Source organism: Roseivirga misakiensis, from assembly GCF_001747105.1.
Classification (GTDB): domain Bacteria; phylum Bacteroidota; class Bacteroidia; order Cytophagales; family Cyclobacteriaceae; genus Roseivirga; species Roseivirga misakiensis.
In genome coordinates, this window is the sequence record NZ_MDGQ01000003.1 from 1,197,522 (window position 1) to 1,214,881 (window position 17,360).

Here is a 17,360-nt window from a genome sequence, read left to right on the forward strand (position 1 = left end):
GAACTTTTAGTTATTGTGGAAAGATACTTGAGTCTATTCCAGGTATTATCCTTAAGGCATTTTTATAGTATATCTTTTTTAAGACGTTATCCGATAAGCCTAGACCGTACATACGCCAGAAGGCGTGGTACCTTTTATAGTATGGAAAATATTCGTCTTCTGACTCTAGAACTCTAAAGTAGGTAGGGTACTCGTCTGGGTTGTAAGCGTCCTTTCCAAACAGCACTCTGTCCTGATATTTTTCTAAAAATGCTTTAGCAAAACGAGGCTGCCGGCCTAGCTCCGCGATTACAGCACCAATTTCTACCACCATATTAGGCATCGCATCTAAGAGTTCTCCTAAATGATTCAAGTCATTGGCATACCAACCCATATGAGCTGCTATAAAAATGGTGTTTTTATGTTTTTTGAAAACGTTGTGCTGTTCTTGAATCAATTGTTTGAAAGGAGCAGGGTCGTCGTCTTCACGTTTTCTTCGAGGGTGCGTTTTTAACTCTAACCATCTTTCGTTGTTGGCATCGAAAGGTTCCCAAAACTGTTTTGGATCGCCTGTATGAATCAGAACAGGAATGCCTAATTCACCACATTTAGCCCATAAAGGATCTAGACGAGGGTCATCTACGGCTACGCGGTTACCGTCCTTGTCTTTAACTGAAAAGCCCAAGCTTTTGAAAATTTTTAAGCCCCGGGCTCCTTGATTATAATCTCTTTCTAGTTGAGCGGCCGCACGAGCACCCCAGTCATCATCGATGTTATTAAAGTTTGTATTGGCAAAGACTATAAAGCGCTTTGGTTGATTTCCCTTGATGTTTTTGATGGCGTCGACCACGGCTTTTCCACTGCCTCCTGATAAATTCACCATTAAGCCCATATTCAGTTCATCCATTTCTGATGCAAGCTTGTTTAAGTCTCGTTCGCCCATGCGCCACTGATGACTGTGTACGTCTATAAAAGGAAATTTTGACTTGAAAATGGGGTTTTCTGGGACTACTAAGGAAGAAGGAGGGTCGTATTCCTCGAAAGTTACCGTTTGGCCTTGAGTCACCTGGTCAGTGAAAAATAAACAGAGTAAGATGAAGAAGTATAGTTTTTTCATAGCCGAAACAGTTTACATTCATTTATCGGATTTAAAAACCATAGGGTTTATTAAGCGCAATAAACAATGTAATTTATCGGACTAAATCGTTTTGTTCATGGAAATTTCTTTAAAAGGAAAAGTAGTGTTAGTAACAGGTGGCTCTCGTGGTATTGGAGAAGGGTTCTCTTTGGCCCTGGCGGCCTCAGGAGCCGAGATTGGGCTACATTATAATAAGAGTTCAAAAAAGGCTGAGGAATTAGTTTCAAGGCTAAAAACTAGATCAAAGGCATTTTCGGCCAATTTGGAAAATGCGGCGGATGTCATAAAGTTGTTTGAACAAGTTAAAGCGTATTTTGGTCGTATTGATGTACTCATAAATAATGCTGGTGTTGCTCTTTCCTCTGATTTAGGGCAAGATGACCACACTTGGGTAGAAGAATGGGATAAAACTTTTGCGGTTAATACACGCGCTACGGGAATTTTATGTAAAAAGGCGATTGATCATTTTCGAGAAATTGGTGGAGGACGAATAATCAACATTTCATCTAGAGCCGCATTTAGAGGGGACACCCTAGATTATTTGGCATATGGGGCATCTAAAGGTGCTATTCCATCTTTGACCAGGTCGATCGCCCGTTATTGCGGAAAGGATAACATTAAGGCATTTAATATTGCGCCTGGTTTTGTAAGGACCGACATGGCGAAAGATTTTATGGATCAGTATGGAGAGGGCTTTGCCCTAAATGATATTGCCCTTCCGACGCTGACTGAACCGAAAGATTTGGCCCCAATGATTGTGTTACTCGCCAGCGGATTGGCCGATCACGCTACAGGAACTACAATTGATATTAATGCTGCGAGTTATGTTCACTAAATGGGATATTTATTTGTGCATTAAAGTATCCCCCATCGTTTGAATAGCTGAATTCAAACCCTTGCTTTTGTGAAAGTTGTTCACATATCCATAAACCAAGCTGATTTCCGTGGTTTTTGGCTTTCGTAAGACTCACTTTGTTTCGAATGAATAGCTTGAGATTACTATTTGTTCTTTTCAGGTGAAATTCTATTGGCTTTGAGATATCACCATATTTTTGTGCGTTCTGAAATAAATTGACAAGAATACTTTCCATTTTTTCATTGTCACCTTTAATGCTGTGGTCGGTATGTGGGTCGATTTCTAAATGAAATTCAAATGGCTCGTCATCTTTATTAAAATGCATCTTTTCCAAGACGTCATAGACTAAATCATCAAGTCGAAATTCCGTCAATTGAAGGGATAATGTGTCTGATTTGAGTTGACTCATTAGCAAAAAGTATTCGACTACTCTTTTCAATCGCTGCAACTCTTGGCGAAAGCTGCTTAATGTCTCTGTATTTGGTGCTTCATTGGAAAGTGGCTCCGTCAAATCTAATTGAGCTTGCATATTGGCTAGTGGCGTTCTCAGTTCATGTGCTGCCGACGTAAAAAACTGGCTCTGATGCTGAATGGAAGACTCGATTCCTTCAATCATTTTATTCATTGTGAGACCGAGTTCTGTAAGCTCATCATTGGCGGAGGAAACAGGAACTCTCTCCATCTTTTCGGACGCTTTAATCCGGCGTGCTTGTGTGATTAAGGCCTTAATAGGTTTTAATACCCATCCAGAAACCACAAGGGCAACTAAAAAAGAAATCAAGGCGGCGGTGATGCTCATATAAATTTGTGATTGCCTCAAAGAGCTAATTTGAGCATACGCATTATTGTTATTCTGTGTAGTTATTATAGTGAGCTTATCGGGTTGTCCTTTGATAAGCGCTGCTTCTACTATACAATAGGTGATATCATCTAATTCTAGGATGGAAGGTTCTTCTAAACCAGGGACGAACATATTGGCATTTAAGAGCGGAAAATTTTCATGGAAACTTTCTGGAAAATTGCCTTGAGTCTTTATTAGAGAGCTTTTTTCGGCGTTGGAGTGCCAAACTTGAAATGAATTTACATTTGGTAGCGCGGTAGGATCTCGATTGACAGAGTCTATCTCAGTCAAAATGGTCTGTGCTTCCGCCGTTACTTTTTCATAATAGGCGCCAATAAGGCTATCCTTAACAGCTTTAAAATAAAAAACGTTGAAAAGTGAAGCGATTATAGTAAAAACCACAAAAAATGAGGTAGCGATTTTAAACCGTAAACTCCTGAGAAAATTCAATTTGGACAGTTTAACGTTTGATTAATACACCAGAAATTTGATAACCACTTCCTACTATGGTTTCTATCAACTGTTTTTCAAAACCGTCATTTAGCTTCTTCCTTAATTGATGCATATGCACTTCAATTACATTGGTGCCCATGTCGAAATTGATGTTCCATATCTTTTCCGTGATTTCTGCTTTCGACAAAGGTCGATTGGCATGTGTTAAAAGTAGCTCCAAAATGGCGAACTCACGTTTACTAAGTTCTATCTTCTTATTAGCGCGAAAAACTTCTCTTTTAATCAAGTCCACCTTTACTCCTTCAAGTTCAAGTATTGACACTCGATCCGAGCCAAACTTCCTCTGCACATTTCTAATGCGCGCCCTCAACTCGTCAAAATCAAATGGTTTTTTGATATAGTCAACTGCGCCATAGTCCAGTCCTTTAATGACAGTTTTGCTTTCATTCAAAGCACTAAGGAATATGATCGGGGTGATTATATTATTTGCCCGAACTGCCTGAAGTACGTCAAACCCACTTTGGTCAGGTAACATAATGTCCAAAAGAATCAGATCAAATGTCTGGTTGATTGCGGTGGCTATTCCATTGCTTCCGTTCGTTTCAACAGTTACGATATAGTCAGATTTTTCCAGCCCCTCTTTTATTAGCGCGGCTAGTTTAGCTTCATCTTCTATGACCAGAATTTCCATAATCGGATAGCATGCTCTTATTGGCCCTAAACATAAGGATCATGTAGTATAATAGCGTGAGTAAGCGATTAATGTTTCTTAATACGACGTTTATGCCCTTTTCTGGAGAATAAGCGAAACTGTGAATTTACCGGCATTGGAAGCTGTCGATAGAGTGAAACCGTGTAGTTCAGCTATTCTTTGACAAACCCATAGGCCTAGGTTGCTGCCTTTCACCACATCTTGATCACTAATATTATTTTGAACTTCTAAAGAGAGCTTGTCTGTTGATTCCTCAATCTTTATGATAATTGGCTCAGCGTTATCACCATATTTTTGGGCGTTATCGATTAGGTTAAGGATTAGGCTTTCCATCTTTTCTGAGTCGAGTTCAACCTTCGTTAATTCCTTGGGTAGTGAAACCTTAATTTCATACCCAGACTTTCTTAGTGTAGGCCTGCTTTTTTCTAAAACATCATAAACGATATCGTCCAACCGAATGCTTCGTTTTCTGAGCTCGAGAGTTTCATTTTTAAGCTGACTTACGAGTAGAAAATCCTGAACGACAACTTTTAACCGAACGACTTCATCTCTTATACTATCAAGCGACTCATTATCTACTTGACCTTTTTTAGACATTCTATATTCTATTTCTGAAAGCATATTGGCGAGCGGCGTACGCAATTCGTGCGCGGCAGAAGAGAAAAATCGATTTTGGTCATTGATCGATGCCTCAATGCGGGCAATCATGGCGTTCATAGTATTAGATAACTGAGCGATTTCATCACCAGAATCGGCTACCGGTAATCGAGCCATTTTTGTCCCAGCTTTTACTTCTTGAGCCTTTGCAATTATGGCTTTAATAGGCTTTAGGGAATAACCCGATAGAAAATAGGCAAGGCTTAGTGATAAGGCAATCGCTAATAAATTAGCCAAAACCATATTGCCTTTTACGCGAGTGAGCTGTTGCTTGAATTCATCATTATTTTTTGCGAGCACAAGGTTGAGCGTGCCATTTTCTCCAGAAGTGACCTGTTTTCGAGCCAATACATATGTGACCGTATCGGAAAGGAATGAAACATTGCCTTCTACTTCTTCTAACATGAAGCTTTGGTCATTAAAATCCAGAAGTAAATTGGCGTCAAAAGGAAACCCGCTTTTTTGATAGATCTCTTGCTGTTCATTCGCAGACTGAAACCATATATAAATCCACTGATCTGTGTCTGTAATGGGTATTTGAATTGGGTCGAACTCTGTGTCTTCCAAAATACTTCGAGCTTCTAAGAAGGAAGACTGGATATGGGTTTTTTCGAGTGTGGACTGTATGAACAGATAAAGTAGTATCCCCGTGATTGTGGAGATAAGTACAAAGACGCCGAAAAAGGCAAAAGCGACTTTGGAACGTATACTTAACCTGTTCATCTGCCTACGGTCATTTAATTTTTAATGAGTTCGCCCCTGATCAAGTATCCAAAACCCACCTGAGTTTCGATTAGCTTTTCAGTGGCGTGTTCGTCTACTTTCTTTCTCAATTGGTGCATATGTACTTCTATGACGTTGCTTCCCATATCAAACTCAATATTCCAAATCTTTTGAGTCATCTCAGTTTTAGAAACAACACGATTTGTATTTCTAACCAGTAATTCCAAAATCGAAAACTCTCTTTTACTCAAGTCGATTTCAACGCCATTTCGGCTGACCATTCTCCGTACCAAATCAAGTTCTAAGTCCTTTATCGATAAAATAGTGGCTCTTTTTCCAGTGAATTTTCGGGAAACGTTCCTAATCCTGGCTTTAAGCTCTTCTATATCGAAAGGCTTTTTTAGGTAGTCTACAGCACCTAGGTCTAGTCCTTTAATTACGTGCTCCGTTTCATTTAAGGCGCTGATGAACACCACTGGCGTTTCGATTTTAAACTTGCGAAGGTTCTTCAGTACTTCAAACCCATCTTGACCCGGGAGCATAATGTCCAAGAGGATCAGATCGAAACCGCCAATGGCAGCGAGCTCTAAGCCCTCGCTGCCATTAGTGGATAGTTCGCATGAATAACCAGACTCTTCAAGTGCTTTTGAAATAAATAAGCCTAGCTTTTCCTCATCTTCTATCAATAGTATCTTCATCTGATATTTATGCTATAGGTGATGTTACCAACCTTAATTGAGATCGGTTTAAACATTTGCTTGACCCCATCTTCCAATACTTCTCCTTCTTTCTTGACATAGGGCACTCCAGTAATTTCAATTTCGTCGCCAGGTAAGAGAGGTGTTTTAAAACTTTTCCTAATTCTCTCACTAATACTGAAGGCATACCCATTATCTAATAAAAATCGGTTATCGTATATGTTCAGCCATTCAAAGTTTTCAGAAGTCTTTTTTTCTGTCTCAACGATTTTGGACTTAAGAGTAACGGTGTCTTGATAAGTGTATGGCTCAAAACGATCGTTAAGAAGTACATTGCCCTCATCCGTGGGAATGGCACTAATGTCATAGGATATACCAACAACTCGTCTCTTATTGGCTCTCTTTATCACACGCTTTGACTTCCCAGATGTAAGCAGCTCATGCACCTCTCCTTGGTGTTCATCGGCATAAGCTTGAATTTGTTCTGCGTGAAAAGGCTCAAACTTAACAACCGCTTCCTTACCATCCACAACGGCCTCATAAGCAAATAATCTGCCCCAATTATCATAAAGAGGTGTTGACAATTGCATTTTTTGACCTTTTAAGACTCTGGCCTTACTTGCGTTTTCGAAAAAGACGTCGCTTACGGGAACCTCTCCTTCAAAAAGCCATGGGTATTGAACTAAGAAGGTAGCTTTGTCACCAACTTTACGATCAATATAATTCTTTATAGAAAGCGTCCTGCCATATTCAGTTTTTACAGTGGAGGTGAAGCGGTTTTCCTTTTTTACGCTTAAAACCGTGATGTTCTCGAATAATTCGTCCTTTTTCGGTCTGGTTTTTTCACGCTCAAATGTTTTTGGATTTTCAACATATTGATTGCCGCTTTTGACGGAGATTAATTCATTTATCTCGAAGCCTCTGAGCTCTTTTCGGCTCATGTTTTTCATGGCTTCTTTTTGTACTTGTAAGTCGTTGCTCAGAACTCGATAGGCAGAACCACCCTCTGGTAAACCAACGTTATTGTAGTAACTTCTAAAAAGAGCTGTGTTGAACATCATGTTCATTTGCCACCGAGCTCTTTTACGAAATTTTACTTCCGCTTTTGTGCCAATTGGAAATGCATCCATCATTTCTTTAGCTAATATCGATTTGAATTGGATGTACGCTGTTTCACCGTTTTCTTTTTCAACTTCGACACCGATAATCAACCCAAGTGTCGAGGGTAGAAATTTGTTTATGGTAACTTTTTCGGTATAAGAGACGCTTGGGTCGGCATTAAGCCTAATTACCTTTTGCGCTAAGCTGATGTTTGCCAGCACAGTTAAGCATAGTATTGTGATAGTTTTTTTCATAATTCTTGAGTTTATGATCGCAAGCTATGGCCTAACCTTAAGATGAAATTAAATTGAAATTAATGTTTCTTAATTTAAGCGTATGAAAAAAAGGTGTGCTTGGTGCGAAAATAGTTTTGATGCTTATATAACCTATCATGATACAGAATGGGGTGTGCCTGTCCATGACGACCGCGTGCACTTTGAGTTTTTAATTTTAGAAGGGGCACAAGCTGGTTTAAGCTGGTCTACCATTTTAAAAAAGCGGGATGGATACCGAAAGGCCTTCGCAGATTTCGACCCAGAGATTGTCGCTGAGTACCCACAGAGCATGGTTGAAGAACTTTTACTTGACCCTTCAATAATCAGAAATAGGCTTAAAGTGCAAGGGACCGTTATTAACGCTCAAAAGTTTCTAGAAGTGCAAAAGGAGTTTGGCTCATTTGATCAATACATTTGGTCATTCGTCGGCCATAAGCCTATAGTTAACCGCTGGAAAACTATGGAGGAGGTGCCAGCGAAAACCCCAGAATCCGATGCAATGAGTAAAGACCTAAAAAGGAGAGGGTTTAAGTTTGTAGGGAGTACTATTATGTATGCTTACATGCAGGCTTGCGGTTTGGTCAACGACCATGTTGTAGACTGCTTTCGATATGCTACTGTTTAATATTTAATACCACGTTTTTTCTAGGTATTTCTATTGTCCACATACCGACGGCAGTGGTATCGTTGGCAATCATTGGTTTGGTGTATAGTAGCACTTTTCCATCCTCAATTTTCTGGACATTAGCTTCCGAAACCAGTCCAGCTTCACTGTTATACAAATAAGCTTCAAAGATATCTAGGGCCTTGCCAGATAAGTCTCTGGGGTCATCAAAAAAGTAGTGATCTTTGACATAAATAGAATCTGTACCATACCTGATATTTAATACATACGTATCTGATATAGGCTCTGGAATGGCGCTGAGGCTAAAATCTGAAGAGATTTGATCGCCCATTTTCATAGCCTCCTCTTGAATTTCGGCGTCGGACACAATTCTTATTTCACGGGCATCCATTTCAGCCTTTGCGCTAGCGGTATCTATTTTCTCGTTGCCACAACTTTGTAAAAAGAATAGGCAGGTAATAAAGGTTAATGTCTTTTTCATTCACTTGTTTCTATGGAATGGTATACAAATGTATAACGGATTGCTTTTGTTTTTTAATTTTGGTACTTAATACCGCCAAGAATGATTGAAAAACTCATTGCCATAAAAGATAGATTTGAAGAAGTGGGTCAGTTGATTATCCAACCAGATGCCATGTCTGATATGAAAGTTTACTCCAAGCTAAGTAAGGAGTATAAGGATTTGGAGAAGATCGTCAATATCTACAATGAGTATCAAAGTGTAATAGACAATATTGCGAACTCCAAAGAGATCTTAAAAACCGAAAAAGATGAAGAGTTTCGCGAGATGGCGAAGCTGGAATTGGAAGAGCTTAACCCAAGACAAGAAGAACTTGAGGAAGAGCTCAAGATATTACTGATTCCGAAAGATCCTGACGATGAAAAAAATGTAATCGTTGAAATTCGCGCAGGAGCCGGGGGCGACGAGGCTGGAATTTTTGTAGGTGACATGTTTAGACTATACGAGCGCTTTATCGACGCTAAAGGCTGGACTAAGGAATTGATTACGACTAATGAAGCTTCTTCCGGAGGTTTTAAGGAAATCGTTTTTAGTGTGGAAGGTGAAGATGTTTACGGTTCCCTGAAGTTTGAATCCGGTGTTCACCGAGTGCAAAGGGTTCCAGTCACAGAGTCTCAAGGTCGCGTGCATACCAGTGCTGTTTCTGTTGCGGTACTGCCTGAGGTTGACGAAGTTGATTTTGATTTGAACATGAAAGATGTTCGTAAAGATACCTACCGAAGTTCTGGTGCTGGTGGTCAGCACGTAAACAAAACAGAATCTGCTGTACGTTTGACGCATATTCCAACCAACACGGTTGTGGAGTGTCAAGATGGAAGGTCACAGCATAAAAATTACGCCAAAGCACTCCAGGTACTGCGATCTAGACTCTATGAACAAGAGCTTAAGAAACAGCAAGACGAAATAGCAGGAGAACGAAAGTCACTTGTAGGAAGTGGCGATCGATCGGATAAGATTAGAACTTATAACTATCCGCAAGGAAGGGTAACAGATCACCGAATTGGCTATTCTGTTCACAATTTACCGACAGTAATGGACGGACAGATCGATGACTTCATAGAGAATCTAAGAATCGCTGAAAATGCCGATAAAATGAAGGGCGAATAGCATGAAATTTTTTCAGGCTGAGACCCGTCTTTCTCCTAGGTCAAGGGGCTTTCATTTAATAACGCATGAAATTACAACTGCTATTCCAGCATTGAAAGAGATAAATACTGGGCTGCTTCATGTTCATATAAAGCATACATCTGCAAGCCTAACGATTAATGAAAATGCTGACCCAACAGTGAGAGAGGATTTTGAATCTCATTTCAACCTATTGGTTCCTGAAGATGGTACCCACTATCAGCACACATTTGAAGGGCCAGATGATATGACATCTCACATAAAGGCTTCGATACTTGGTTCATCTGTTACTGTACCGATCACAAATGGAAGGCTCAATTTGGGAACCTGGCAGGGGATTTATCTATGTGAACACAGAAACCATGGCGGTAGCCGCTCTATAGTGCTGACCGCACAGGGTATTTGATTGTATTAAGAGTGGTTTTTAGGAATTATAGTCTTCAGCCTCAAGCTCGAAAAGGCGATTCACCGAGGTATTAAAGATTTCTGAAATTTTGAGCGCAAGGACCGTTGAAGGAGTATATTTCCCTCTTTCAATAGCATTGATACTTTGACGAGACACACCGACTAGTGTTGCTAGCTGTTCTTGCGTAATTTTTTTCTTTTTGCGTTCTTCCTTGAGTATACTTTTCATGTCTACCGGAAATATTTATCGTCCAATATTAGACTTAAATGCACTTTTATGTCAGGTAAGTAGAGTTAACTTTGTATTACATTTTTGTGCCGAATTAGACTTAATTGTTACACAGTTGTTAAAAATTTGTGAAGGGCTTCTTAACAAATGACTTTTGAACTATCTTTGTGCTCTCAAAACGAAAAATTATGTTGTTTGATCCACCAATCGCTTCTGGCGCAAATACATTTATCTGGATTGTTGTTATTCTAATTGGATTTGTAGGCGCAATTAGTCAACATGACGCCCTGTTTAAAGGGAAAAAGAAAAAAGAGGAACACTAGTCAGATCCTTTTAACTAGTTTGTAATAATCGAATACGGTTATTCTGAAGGCTTCCCTTGACTTTTCAGTGTCTAGGAAAGCCACCCAATCATCCTCTATTTTTATAGAAAAAGTACTGCCTTTTTGTATATGCGCATATATGCTATCCGCAAATTCGGCTTGTTTATTCTTATTTCCTTTCTCGTATAATACTTCTCCATTATTACCATCAGCGTTAGACCATTTTATGGTGATTGTATCTGCTTGTCCAATAAGGTCATTGGGTTCTAAAAGTAAATAGGCTTCATCGAAGCGCCAGTTATTGACAATGGCCAAATTGATGATAGGCCTGTCATTTGACAAATCCCTTTTCTTTAGCCTGAAAATATTGAGCTTGGCCTCCTCCATTACTTCTGTGTTGTAATAGAGTTGGCGAACATTTTTAAAGAATAGTTCAGAAGCATCATCCGTGGCGAAAGTCACCGATGCCTGATCCACTACAGTTCTTTTATCTGGATTGCAGGATAGGAATAGGGAAATCAGACAAACCGTAAGAAATGATTTAACATGCATGAGTTTCTAACCCATAGTTAAGCTTCTTGTTTGTACGTTTTACTCACTTCCTGGATTTGGTTCCATGCATTTTCAACATGGTAAGCCTCTAGGTTGGTGTTACCAAAAGCTAGTCGGAGTGTAAATTGATCTAGAAGTTTGGTTTGGGTGAAAAACAGCTTTCCAGATTTATTGATTTCATTCATAATCGCTTTGTTGATCTGGTCGAGTTGATCTGGGGGGGCTCCTACGAACCGAAAGCATACTGTATTTAAAGGAACTGGTGCCATTAATTCGAAATCTGGATGCTCAATAACTTCTTGCGCTAGCCATTTACCGAGGGCTATATGCGCTCTGATCTTCTTTTGAATTCCCTCAACGCCCATTTCTCTTATCACAAACCAAAGCTTTAAAGCCCTAAATCTTCTGCCTAGTGGTATTCCCCAATCTCTGTAATTTTTCACCTCTTCATCAACTGAAGTTTTAAGGTAATCGGGTGTAATAGTAAATGTGTTAACGAGTGCGACAGGGTCTTTGACAAAATAAGCAGTGCAGTCAAAATTGGTAAACATCCACTTGTGGGGATTAAAGACAAAAGAATCGGCTTCGTCCACACCTTCAGACATCCAACGCAATTCGGGCAATACCAATGCTGTACCGGCGTAGGCAGCATCTACATGATGCCAAATGTTGTGGCGCTTGCAGATTTCGCTGATTTTAGCGATAGGATCAACCGCTGTGGTACTTGTTGTCCCAATAGCTGAGACAACACAGATAGGTAAAAAGCCTGCTGCGATATCCTTTTGAATTGTTTCGGCCAAAACTTCCGCACGCATGGCAAAATTCTCGTCTACAGGAACCTGCCTGAACTGCGATGCTCCGAAACCAGCGATTTTAACTGCTTTTTCAATTGATGAATGAATTTCAGAGGAGGCGTAAACAGTGAATTTTTGTTCACCAAAACCATCTTCATTAATGGCGAACGCTGTGGCCTTTTCTCTAGCAGTAAGGAGGGCACATAATGTAGCTGTGGAGGCAGTATCTTGAATAACACCAGTGTAATTACTCGAAAGCCCAAGCATTTCTCTTAACCAAATCATTACTTGCTCTTCCAACTCCGCTGCAGCAGGAGATGTAAGCCAAATCATGCATTGAGAGCCTAAGGTACTCATTAGCATTTCGGCCAAAACAGAGGCTTTACTCTTGTTTGCAGGGAAATAGGCCATGAAGTTTGGACTTTCCCAGTGGGTTATACCAGGCATGATCACATCCTTGAAATCTTTGAAGATGGCCTCGAAGGGATCAGCTTTATCCGGTGCATTATTGGGAATCTGATTGAGAATTTGGCCGGGTTTAATATCTGGAAGTACAGGGTAGTCCTCCACATTTTCAAAATAGTCGGCCATCCAATCGACTAACTCATGTGCGTGCTTTCTAAAATCTGACGTGTTCATGCAGCTCTGATTATAAACCGAAGTTAAAATAAGAATGGACGTAATGATCAAAACTAGGCGCTATTTATTCGGTTTACCGTGGCTTCTAAGGCCTTGTTATTTAATCAAGGAAATTAAAAACATAATTATTTTAAAATATGTCATTGATATTCCGATTAATTATTGGTACTTCATGTTTATAAACTAAATAACTAAAAACATGAAAAAATTATTATCAATAGTGTTGCTCTTAGCTTTAACGGTACCTTTTGCTATTTCACAACAAGGACCACTACCTGGCCAAACTGGTAAAAGCTTTTGTAGGGATGAAAAGGGAAGGTGTAAAATAGATAAAAAAGCTAATGGTGATTATACCTCCAAAGAACGCGCGGAATGTAAGCTGTTTAAGTTGAACTGTAAAATACTTCATACTTAGGAAAGCTTCTTTAGTTTAAATAAACCTTCAATTAAGTCCTTGTAAACATTCTACGGGGACTTTCCAATTTCTTATTATGACGGTGAATAGAGTTTTGTTAACTATTTGTGCCTGCTTAGTATTAGGCTGCAGTTCTCAAATAGATGTGCCTGAACTCGAAGTTCAAATGGTTAAAGAAATCAATACAGATCATTTGATGCCTAAAAGTTATCTCATTAATTCAAAAGTAGGCCAGTTGGGGGATACACTGTTTTACTGGGATAAAACCATATTTCAACTAGTGTTAGTTGATAAAAAGTTTAATTGGGTCGCTGGTCTTTTGGGGGAAAGGGGTGTTGGCCCTGATGCACTATCATTTCATAGTGGTCATAGCGTTATCGATAACATGTATTTTATTTATGGACAGAATGTTGTGGTTTTTGATGCCCGGACCTTAGGTTTTTTGGGTAAATACAAACTACCTCAGATAGATGTCGACTGGATTATAAAGTACCAAGATAAATATCTCGTAGGAGGTCTTTTCTATGAAGAAAACACTTATTCGGTTTTCTCCCTTGATTTCAGTTTAGACAAGGGTTTCGATAATCAAAAGAAACTTTTTGATATAGAGTTTCCTGAAAGGCTTGATGAGTTGAGCAAAGTTACGAAGGCGTTAGTTTTAAATGATTTTCTATTTATTCTAAAGCCTGATTTGGGGGAATTAGTGAAGGTAGATTCCACTTTAAGTATTGTATCAGATAATCCACTCCCCTATAGTTTTACTAAGGAAGAAAACATTATTGATTACGGAGATGAGCTCGATATCGACATATATGAGTGTTGGGATTTTACAGCAAAGGATGGCCGGCTATTCTTTCTCAGGACACTCGATTTGGCCAATCTACACCTACCAAAAGAGGCGGTAAGCAGAAAAACCATACATGTATTGAATGCCGATGAGCAGGTGCTCGGTGCACTGCACTTAAAAGAAAAGGCTGTTTTCATCAGCTTTGTGGATGATGAACTTGTTACAATTGATCAGAATAATGAAAAGTATGTCAAGTATAAGGTCACTTATTAGTTTCTTTTTGATTCTCTTTCTTGGCCAGCTACATGCCCAGGACAGAGACATTGTGGAGTCGTTTCTAAAGAAATTAAAAGTTGAATACCCTCAATTTTCTTTGATTTATTTAAACGACAATATTCAAATAAAAGAGTTTGTAATTACTGACCGATACGTAGTATTAATGGATGCAAAATGGGGTACAAAAGGAAGGTCGGGTAGTTACTTTTATTTATTCGATAGGCAAAGCATGGTAGTTCAAGATACTCTCATTATGCAGCAAGTGTCACCAAGCTTTAATAACAACCTTCTTGTTAGTGAAGATAGATTGTTTTATCGGCCCAAAACAGGGTTTCTGGAAGAGTATACCAAAAAGGTATTTTATGATGCCTTAACACTAAGTATACCTTTAGAGGAAGGTAGGTTTGGGTCTCTAGGTTTTCATGAAGATTCAGGTCAGGCTAGTGAAAATATGTTTTTACATTTCCGTGATGCCCGAAATTTCATCAGGTCAGACACAAAAAAAACAGTTTTTTACACAATCAATGACAAGACTCAGTCTTATAAGTTTAAAGACTTAGCAGATTACAGTTATGCCAAAAGGAGCCTATATAAGTACTTATTTCCATCTACTGTGACCAGCAAAGGTCTAGTCTTAATAGATGGAGTAGCTGGTAAATTGGTTACGGCTAACCAAAATAAAAGCGAAAAGAGCTCCATAGTTCTACCAAAGGAGTTCAATGAATCCATATTAAACGCACTTCTTTATGATGAACAAGCTGATCGTTTGTATTTGCGACTTGTTTTCAAGAATGATGAGAAACTTTATCGGCTGAGCGGCGGAGAATTTCGTCGTTTAGGGATTAATCTTCCTATGGCATTTAGTGAAGTGAGTATCGGAATTGGATATCATCGAGCCATGCACATACGTGATGGAAAGCTTTATATTTCTTTGGATATAGAAGAAGGTGGAAAGTCCTACGACGGTCTTTTCGTGGCTGATTTATAGATTGGTTACTAAGTTATCATAATATGTCTGGCTGATTGGTATTGTGCCTTCTTCAAGGTGTAATTGGTGTTTTTCTACTTTGAGGATCATCGATTTGTTCACAACATAAGAGCGGTGTACTTTGATGAAGTCATCGCTTGAAACAAGTGACTCAGCTTCATCCATTTTCATGCGGCAAAGAACCTTTCTTTCAGACGTATGAAAACCAACATAATTACCATCACCTTTTATATATCTTAAATCCGACTTTTCTATTCGGATAAATTCATAACCACTTTTTAGGAATAGGTAGTTTTGGCTTGATTTTTCTGTTTGCTCTGCCAATTTGTTGACTGCCTTTAAGAACCTTCCAAACTCGAATGGCTTGAGTAAGTAATCCGCCGCCTCCAGTTCATAACTTTCTACAGCGTATTCTGAATAGGCTGTGGTGAATATAATGTGTGGCTTATTCGTTAGGCTTTTTACAAATTCTAAGCCTGAAATGTCGGGCATATTTATATCAAGAAAAATGAGGTCGACTTGGTTTGCATTTAGGTAATTGAGCCCTTCCAAAGCATTTGTAAAAACTGCTTCTAACTTTAAATATGGAATTTTAGCTGCATGTTTTTCGACAATTGAAAGTGCTATCGGTTCGTCGTCTATGGCAATGGCGCTGATCATGATAGTGTCACTTTAATATTAGCCTCAAATTGCTCCTCATTTTCGAAAAGTTGAAAAAGATGCTTTTCGGGATAAAGAATGGCCAATCGTTTTCTGACGTTCTCTAAACCTATACCACTTTCCTCTTCTTTACGATTAGTTTTTGGGTGCATACTATTCTTCACGTTGAGGGTAACGTCATTTCCATCACACGTTAATTTTATTTTTGCCCAAGAAGAAGCGTTCATACTAATCCCATGTTTGAAGGCATTTTCTATCATTGGAATCAGTAGCATAGGGGCGATTTGCCCGTTACAACCATCCGCTATATCAATGCTTAGGTCTATATTTTCTTTGTTATCAATTCTTAAAAGTTGAAAATCAATGTAGTCATGAATGTATTTGATTTCTCGATCTAGCGGAATTTTATCCGTAGTATTTTCCTGAAGCATAAAGCGCATCATGTCGCTAAGTTTCTGGACTCCTTCAGCTGATTTGGGGCTCTCTTCTTCCAAAGCCAAACCATAAACAGTATTTAACGAGTTGAAGAGAAAATGCGGGTTAATTTGGGACTTAAGAAACGATAATTGTGATTCACTTTCTTTCAGGTTTTTCTGAAGGCGAATGCTATTACGAGCGTTTGCTAAGTTTAACCTAAAAGTAATTACAGAAACAACAGCGACAATTACAGTTAAAAAGAATGTAATACCAAGAGCAATTATCCAATCTGGGTTAAGCCACCTATCGCCAAAGGTTAAACTATCATCAATGAACAACATCACTATTCCCAAAAGTCCCAAAGAAGGAAATAGAAACTGTGAAAATTTGTTTCCAATGCCTGTAGAAGAAATACGGCCTTTATTTAGGAATGCAGAGAAGAAAATTGCTGATGAAAGTGTCATAAATGATGCTGCAACCAAAGACTGAGGTATTAGCATAATCACCTGGCCTAAGCCAATAAAGATATAGGTAAAGAGACCTATTATTATGGTGAAGTAGATTAAAAAAGAGATGAACCAAAATGAGTTATTGAGCCTTTGAGTATCGTTTTTCCAAGTGGTTTCGAGCTTTTGTATTTTAAAAATCAATACACTTATCCCGAAAGCATTTAAAAATCCAATACTATTTCTGATGATTAAGTGTTCGAAAAGAGAAATCGATGATGCAGAAATTTTACCATTCCTTGGGCTTATAAAATAGGTACTATTGATTGCCTGATCGAGGTATCCTAGAGCTATCCCTAGCAATACACTTACTAGAATTGCTATTGGAAAAGCTAGCCACCACTTCTGGTGCTTGTCTAGTCTCTTGAACAGGAATACGTAACTGATAGGGACTATTAGAATATAGGCAGAGTAATTAATTAACTTATGCCAAACAAAGTATTTAAGTTTAGCTCTGGCAATTTCCTCGGTACCGAAAAATTCGGTTGCATTCATTACCCACAATTCACCGTTATGTCCAGTAAGACTAAAATATTTTTGAACAAAGAATAGAACCAATGCTACGAGAAAGGCCCAGAATGTAATTGTTATCTTTTTCATACCCAATGTTAGCGGCTGCAATGCTTTCACTCAATTAAATGTGACCAAATACCTGCAGAATGTGGT

The 17,360-nt window shown here is 38.9% G+C and carries 20 protein-coding genes; 8 read left to right on the forward strand and 12 right to left on the reverse strand.

Features of this window, described 5'->3' with window-relative positions; all coding sequences use genetic code 11:
- Nucleotides 1-10 precede the first annotated feature (10 nt).
- The gene (locus tag BFP71_RS05460; RefSeq protein ID WP_069834416.1) at nucleotides 11-1,096 is read right to left on the reverse strand and encodes an amidohydrolase family protein; all 1,086 of its coding nucleotides are present in this window, start codon (nucleotides 1,094-1,096) and stop codon (nucleotides 11-13) included.
- A 97-nt stretch (nucleotides 1,097-1,193) separates the two neighbouring features.
- Here BFP71_RS05460 and BFP71_RS05465 point away from each other — a divergent pair, with 97 nt between their 5' ends.
- Nucleotides 1,194-1,952, forward strand: a complete 759-nt coding sequence (locus BFP71_RS05465) for an SDR family NAD(P)-dependent oxidoreductase (protein ID WP_176723326.1) — start codon at nucleotides 1,194-1,196, stop codon at nucleotides 1,950-1,952.
- Here BFP71_RS05465 and BFP71_RS05470 read toward each other — a convergent pair.
- From BFP71_RS05470 to BFP71_RS05490, 5 genes are all read right to left on the reverse strand, one after another.
- Complete coding sequence (locus BFP71_RS05470) at nucleotides 1,927-3,264, reverse strand: sensor histidine kinase (protein WP_141719684.1); 1,338 nt, start codon at nucleotides 3,262-3,264, stop codon at nucleotides 1,927-1,929. The two genes, BFP71_RS05465 and BFP71_RS05470, sit on opposite strands and share 26 nt — an antisense overlap.
- 10 nt (nucleotides 3,265-3,274) lie before the next feature.
- The gene (locus BFP71_RS05475) at nucleotides 3,275-3,958 is read right to left on the reverse strand and encodes a response regulator transcription factor (RefSeq protein WP_069834419.1); all 684 of its coding nucleotides are present in this window, start codon (nucleotides 3,956-3,958) and stop codon (nucleotides 3,275-3,277) included.
- Nucleotides 3,959-4,048: 90 nt separating this feature from the next.
- Nucleotides 4,049-5,359, reverse strand: coding sequence for a HAMP domain-containing sensor histidine kinase (locus BFP71_RS05480; protein WP_069834420.1), 1,311 nt, complete (start codon nucleotides 5,357-5,359; stop codon nucleotides 4,049-4,051).
- A gap of 14 nt (nucleotides 5,360-5,373) precedes the next feature.
- Nucleotides 5,374-6,057, reverse strand: a complete 684-nt coding sequence (locus BFP71_RS05485) for a response regulator transcription factor (protein WP_069834421.1) — start codon at nucleotides 6,055-6,057, stop codon at nucleotides 5,374-5,376.
- Nucleotides 6,054-7,412 (reverse strand): hypothetical protein, encoded by a 1,359-nt coding sequence (locus tag BFP71_RS05490; protein ID WP_069834422.1) that lies wholly within the window; start codon nucleotides 7,410-7,412, stop codon nucleotides 6,054-6,056. The genes BFP71_RS05485 and BFP71_RS05490 overlap by 4 nt, the downstream gene beginning before the upstream one ends.
- A gap of 82 nt (nucleotides 7,413-7,494) precedes the next feature.
- Here BFP71_RS05490 and BFP71_RS05495 point away from each other — a divergent pair, with 82 nt between their 5' ends.
- Nucleotides 7,495-8,058, forward strand: a complete 564-nt coding sequence (locus BFP71_RS05495) for a DNA-3-methyladenine glycosylase I (RefSeq protein WP_069834423.1) — start codon at nucleotides 7,495-7,497, stop codon at nucleotides 8,056-8,058.
- On the opposite strand, the gene BFP71_RS05500 is transcribed toward BFP71_RS05495, so the two are convergent.
- Entirely contained in the window at nucleotides 8,048-8,539 is a 492-nt protein-coding gene (locus BFP71_RS05500) for a hypothetical protein (protein ID WP_069834424.1), read from the reverse strand. The genes BFP71_RS05495 and BFP71_RS05500 overlap by 11 nt on opposite strands.
- Nucleotides 8,540-8,620: 81 nt before the next feature.
- Here BFP71_RS05500 and prfA point away from each other — a divergent pair, with 81 nt between their 5' ends.
- Nucleotides 8,621-9,685: a peptide chain release factor 1 gene (prfA, locus tag BFP71_RS05505; RefSeq protein ID WP_069834425.1), complete on the forward strand. Its 1,065-nt coding sequence runs from the start codon at nucleotides 8,621-8,623 to the stop codon at nucleotides 9,683-9,685.
- 1 nt (nucleotide 9,686) lies between these two features.
- Nucleotides 9,687-10,109 (forward strand): secondary thiamine-phosphate synthase enzyme YjbQ, encoded by a 423-nt coding sequence (locus BFP71_RS05510; protein WP_069834426.1) that lies wholly within the window; start codon nucleotides 9,687-9,689, stop codon nucleotides 10,107-10,109.
- Between the two features lie 18 nt (nucleotides 10,110-10,127).
- Here BFP71_RS05510 and BFP71_RS05515 read toward each other — a convergent pair whose 3' ends face one another.
- Nucleotides 10,128-10,337, reverse strand: a complete 210-nt coding sequence (locus BFP71_RS05515; RefSeq protein WP_069834427.1) for a helix-turn-helix transcriptional regulator — start codon at nucleotides 10,335-10,337, stop codon at nucleotides 10,128-10,130.
- 188 nt (nucleotides 10,338-10,525) lie between these two features.
- Between BFP71_RS05515 and BFP71_RS19475 the strand changes: the two genes are divergently transcribed.
- Nucleotides 10,526-10,660: a hypothetical protein gene (locus BFP71_RS19475; RefSeq protein ID WP_262501522.1), complete on the forward strand. Its 135-nt coding sequence runs from the start codon at nucleotides 10,526-10,528 to the stop codon at nucleotides 10,658-10,660.
- Here BFP71_RS19475 and BFP71_RS05520 read toward each other — a convergent pair whose 3' ends face one another.
- Together BFP71_RS05520 and BFP71_RS05525 are read right to left on the reverse strand one after the other, a co-directional pair.
- Entirely contained in the window at nucleotides 10,661-11,212 is a 552-nt protein-coding gene (locus BFP71_RS05520; protein ID WP_069834428.1) for a hypothetical protein, read from the reverse strand.
- Between the two features lie 17 nt (nucleotides 11,213-11,229).
- Nucleotides 11,230-12,645, reverse strand: coding sequence for a pyridoxal phosphate-dependent decarboxylase family protein (locus BFP71_RS05525; RefSeq protein ID WP_069834429.1), 1,416 nt, complete (start codon nucleotides 12,643-12,645; stop codon nucleotides 11,230-11,232).
- A 199-nt stretch (nucleotides 12,646-12,844) separates the two neighbouring features.
- Here BFP71_RS05525 and BFP71_RS05530 point away from each other — a divergent pair, with 199 nt between their 5' ends.
- The 3 genes from BFP71_RS05530 to BFP71_RS05540 all read left to right on the forward strand — a co-directional run bounded on the left by BFP71_RS05530 (nucleotide 12,845) and on the right by BFP71_RS05540 (nucleotide 15,111).
- Nucleotides 12,845-13,060, forward strand: coding sequence for a hypothetical protein (locus tag BFP71_RS05530; RefSeq protein WP_069834430.1), 216 nt, complete (start codon nucleotides 12,845-12,847; stop codon nucleotides 13,058-13,060).
- A 76-nt stretch (nucleotides 13,061-13,136) separates the two neighbouring features.
- Nucleotides 13,137-14,120, forward strand: a complete 984-nt coding sequence (locus BFP71_RS05535) for a hypothetical protein (RefSeq protein WP_069834431.1) — start codon at nucleotides 13,137-13,139, stop codon at nucleotides 14,118-14,120.
- On the forward strand, nucleotides 14,095-15,111 hold the full coding sequence (locus tag BFP71_RS05540; protein WP_141719686.1) for a hypothetical protein: 1,017 nt from the start codon (nucleotides 14,095-14,097) through the stop codon (nucleotides 15,109-15,111). Before BFP71_RS05535 ends, BFP71_RS05540 begins: the two co-directional genes overlap by 26 nt.
- On the opposite strand, the gene BFP71_RS05545 is transcribed toward BFP71_RS05540, so the two are convergent.
- Nucleotides 15,106-15,771, reverse strand: a complete 666-nt coding sequence (locus BFP71_RS05545) for a LytR/AlgR family response regulator transcription factor (RefSeq protein WP_069834433.1) — start codon at nucleotides 15,769-15,771, stop codon at nucleotides 15,106-15,108. The genes BFP71_RS05540 and BFP71_RS05545 overlap by 6 nt on opposite strands.
- A complete protein-coding gene (locus BFP71_RS05550) occupies nucleotides 15,768-17,294 on the reverse strand; it encodes a histidine kinase (protein ID WP_069834434.1) in 1,527 nt (508 codons plus the stop codon). The genes BFP71_RS05545 and BFP71_RS05550 overlap by 4 nt, the downstream gene beginning before the upstream one ends.
- Nucleotides 17,295-17,360 lie beyond the last annotated feature (66 nt).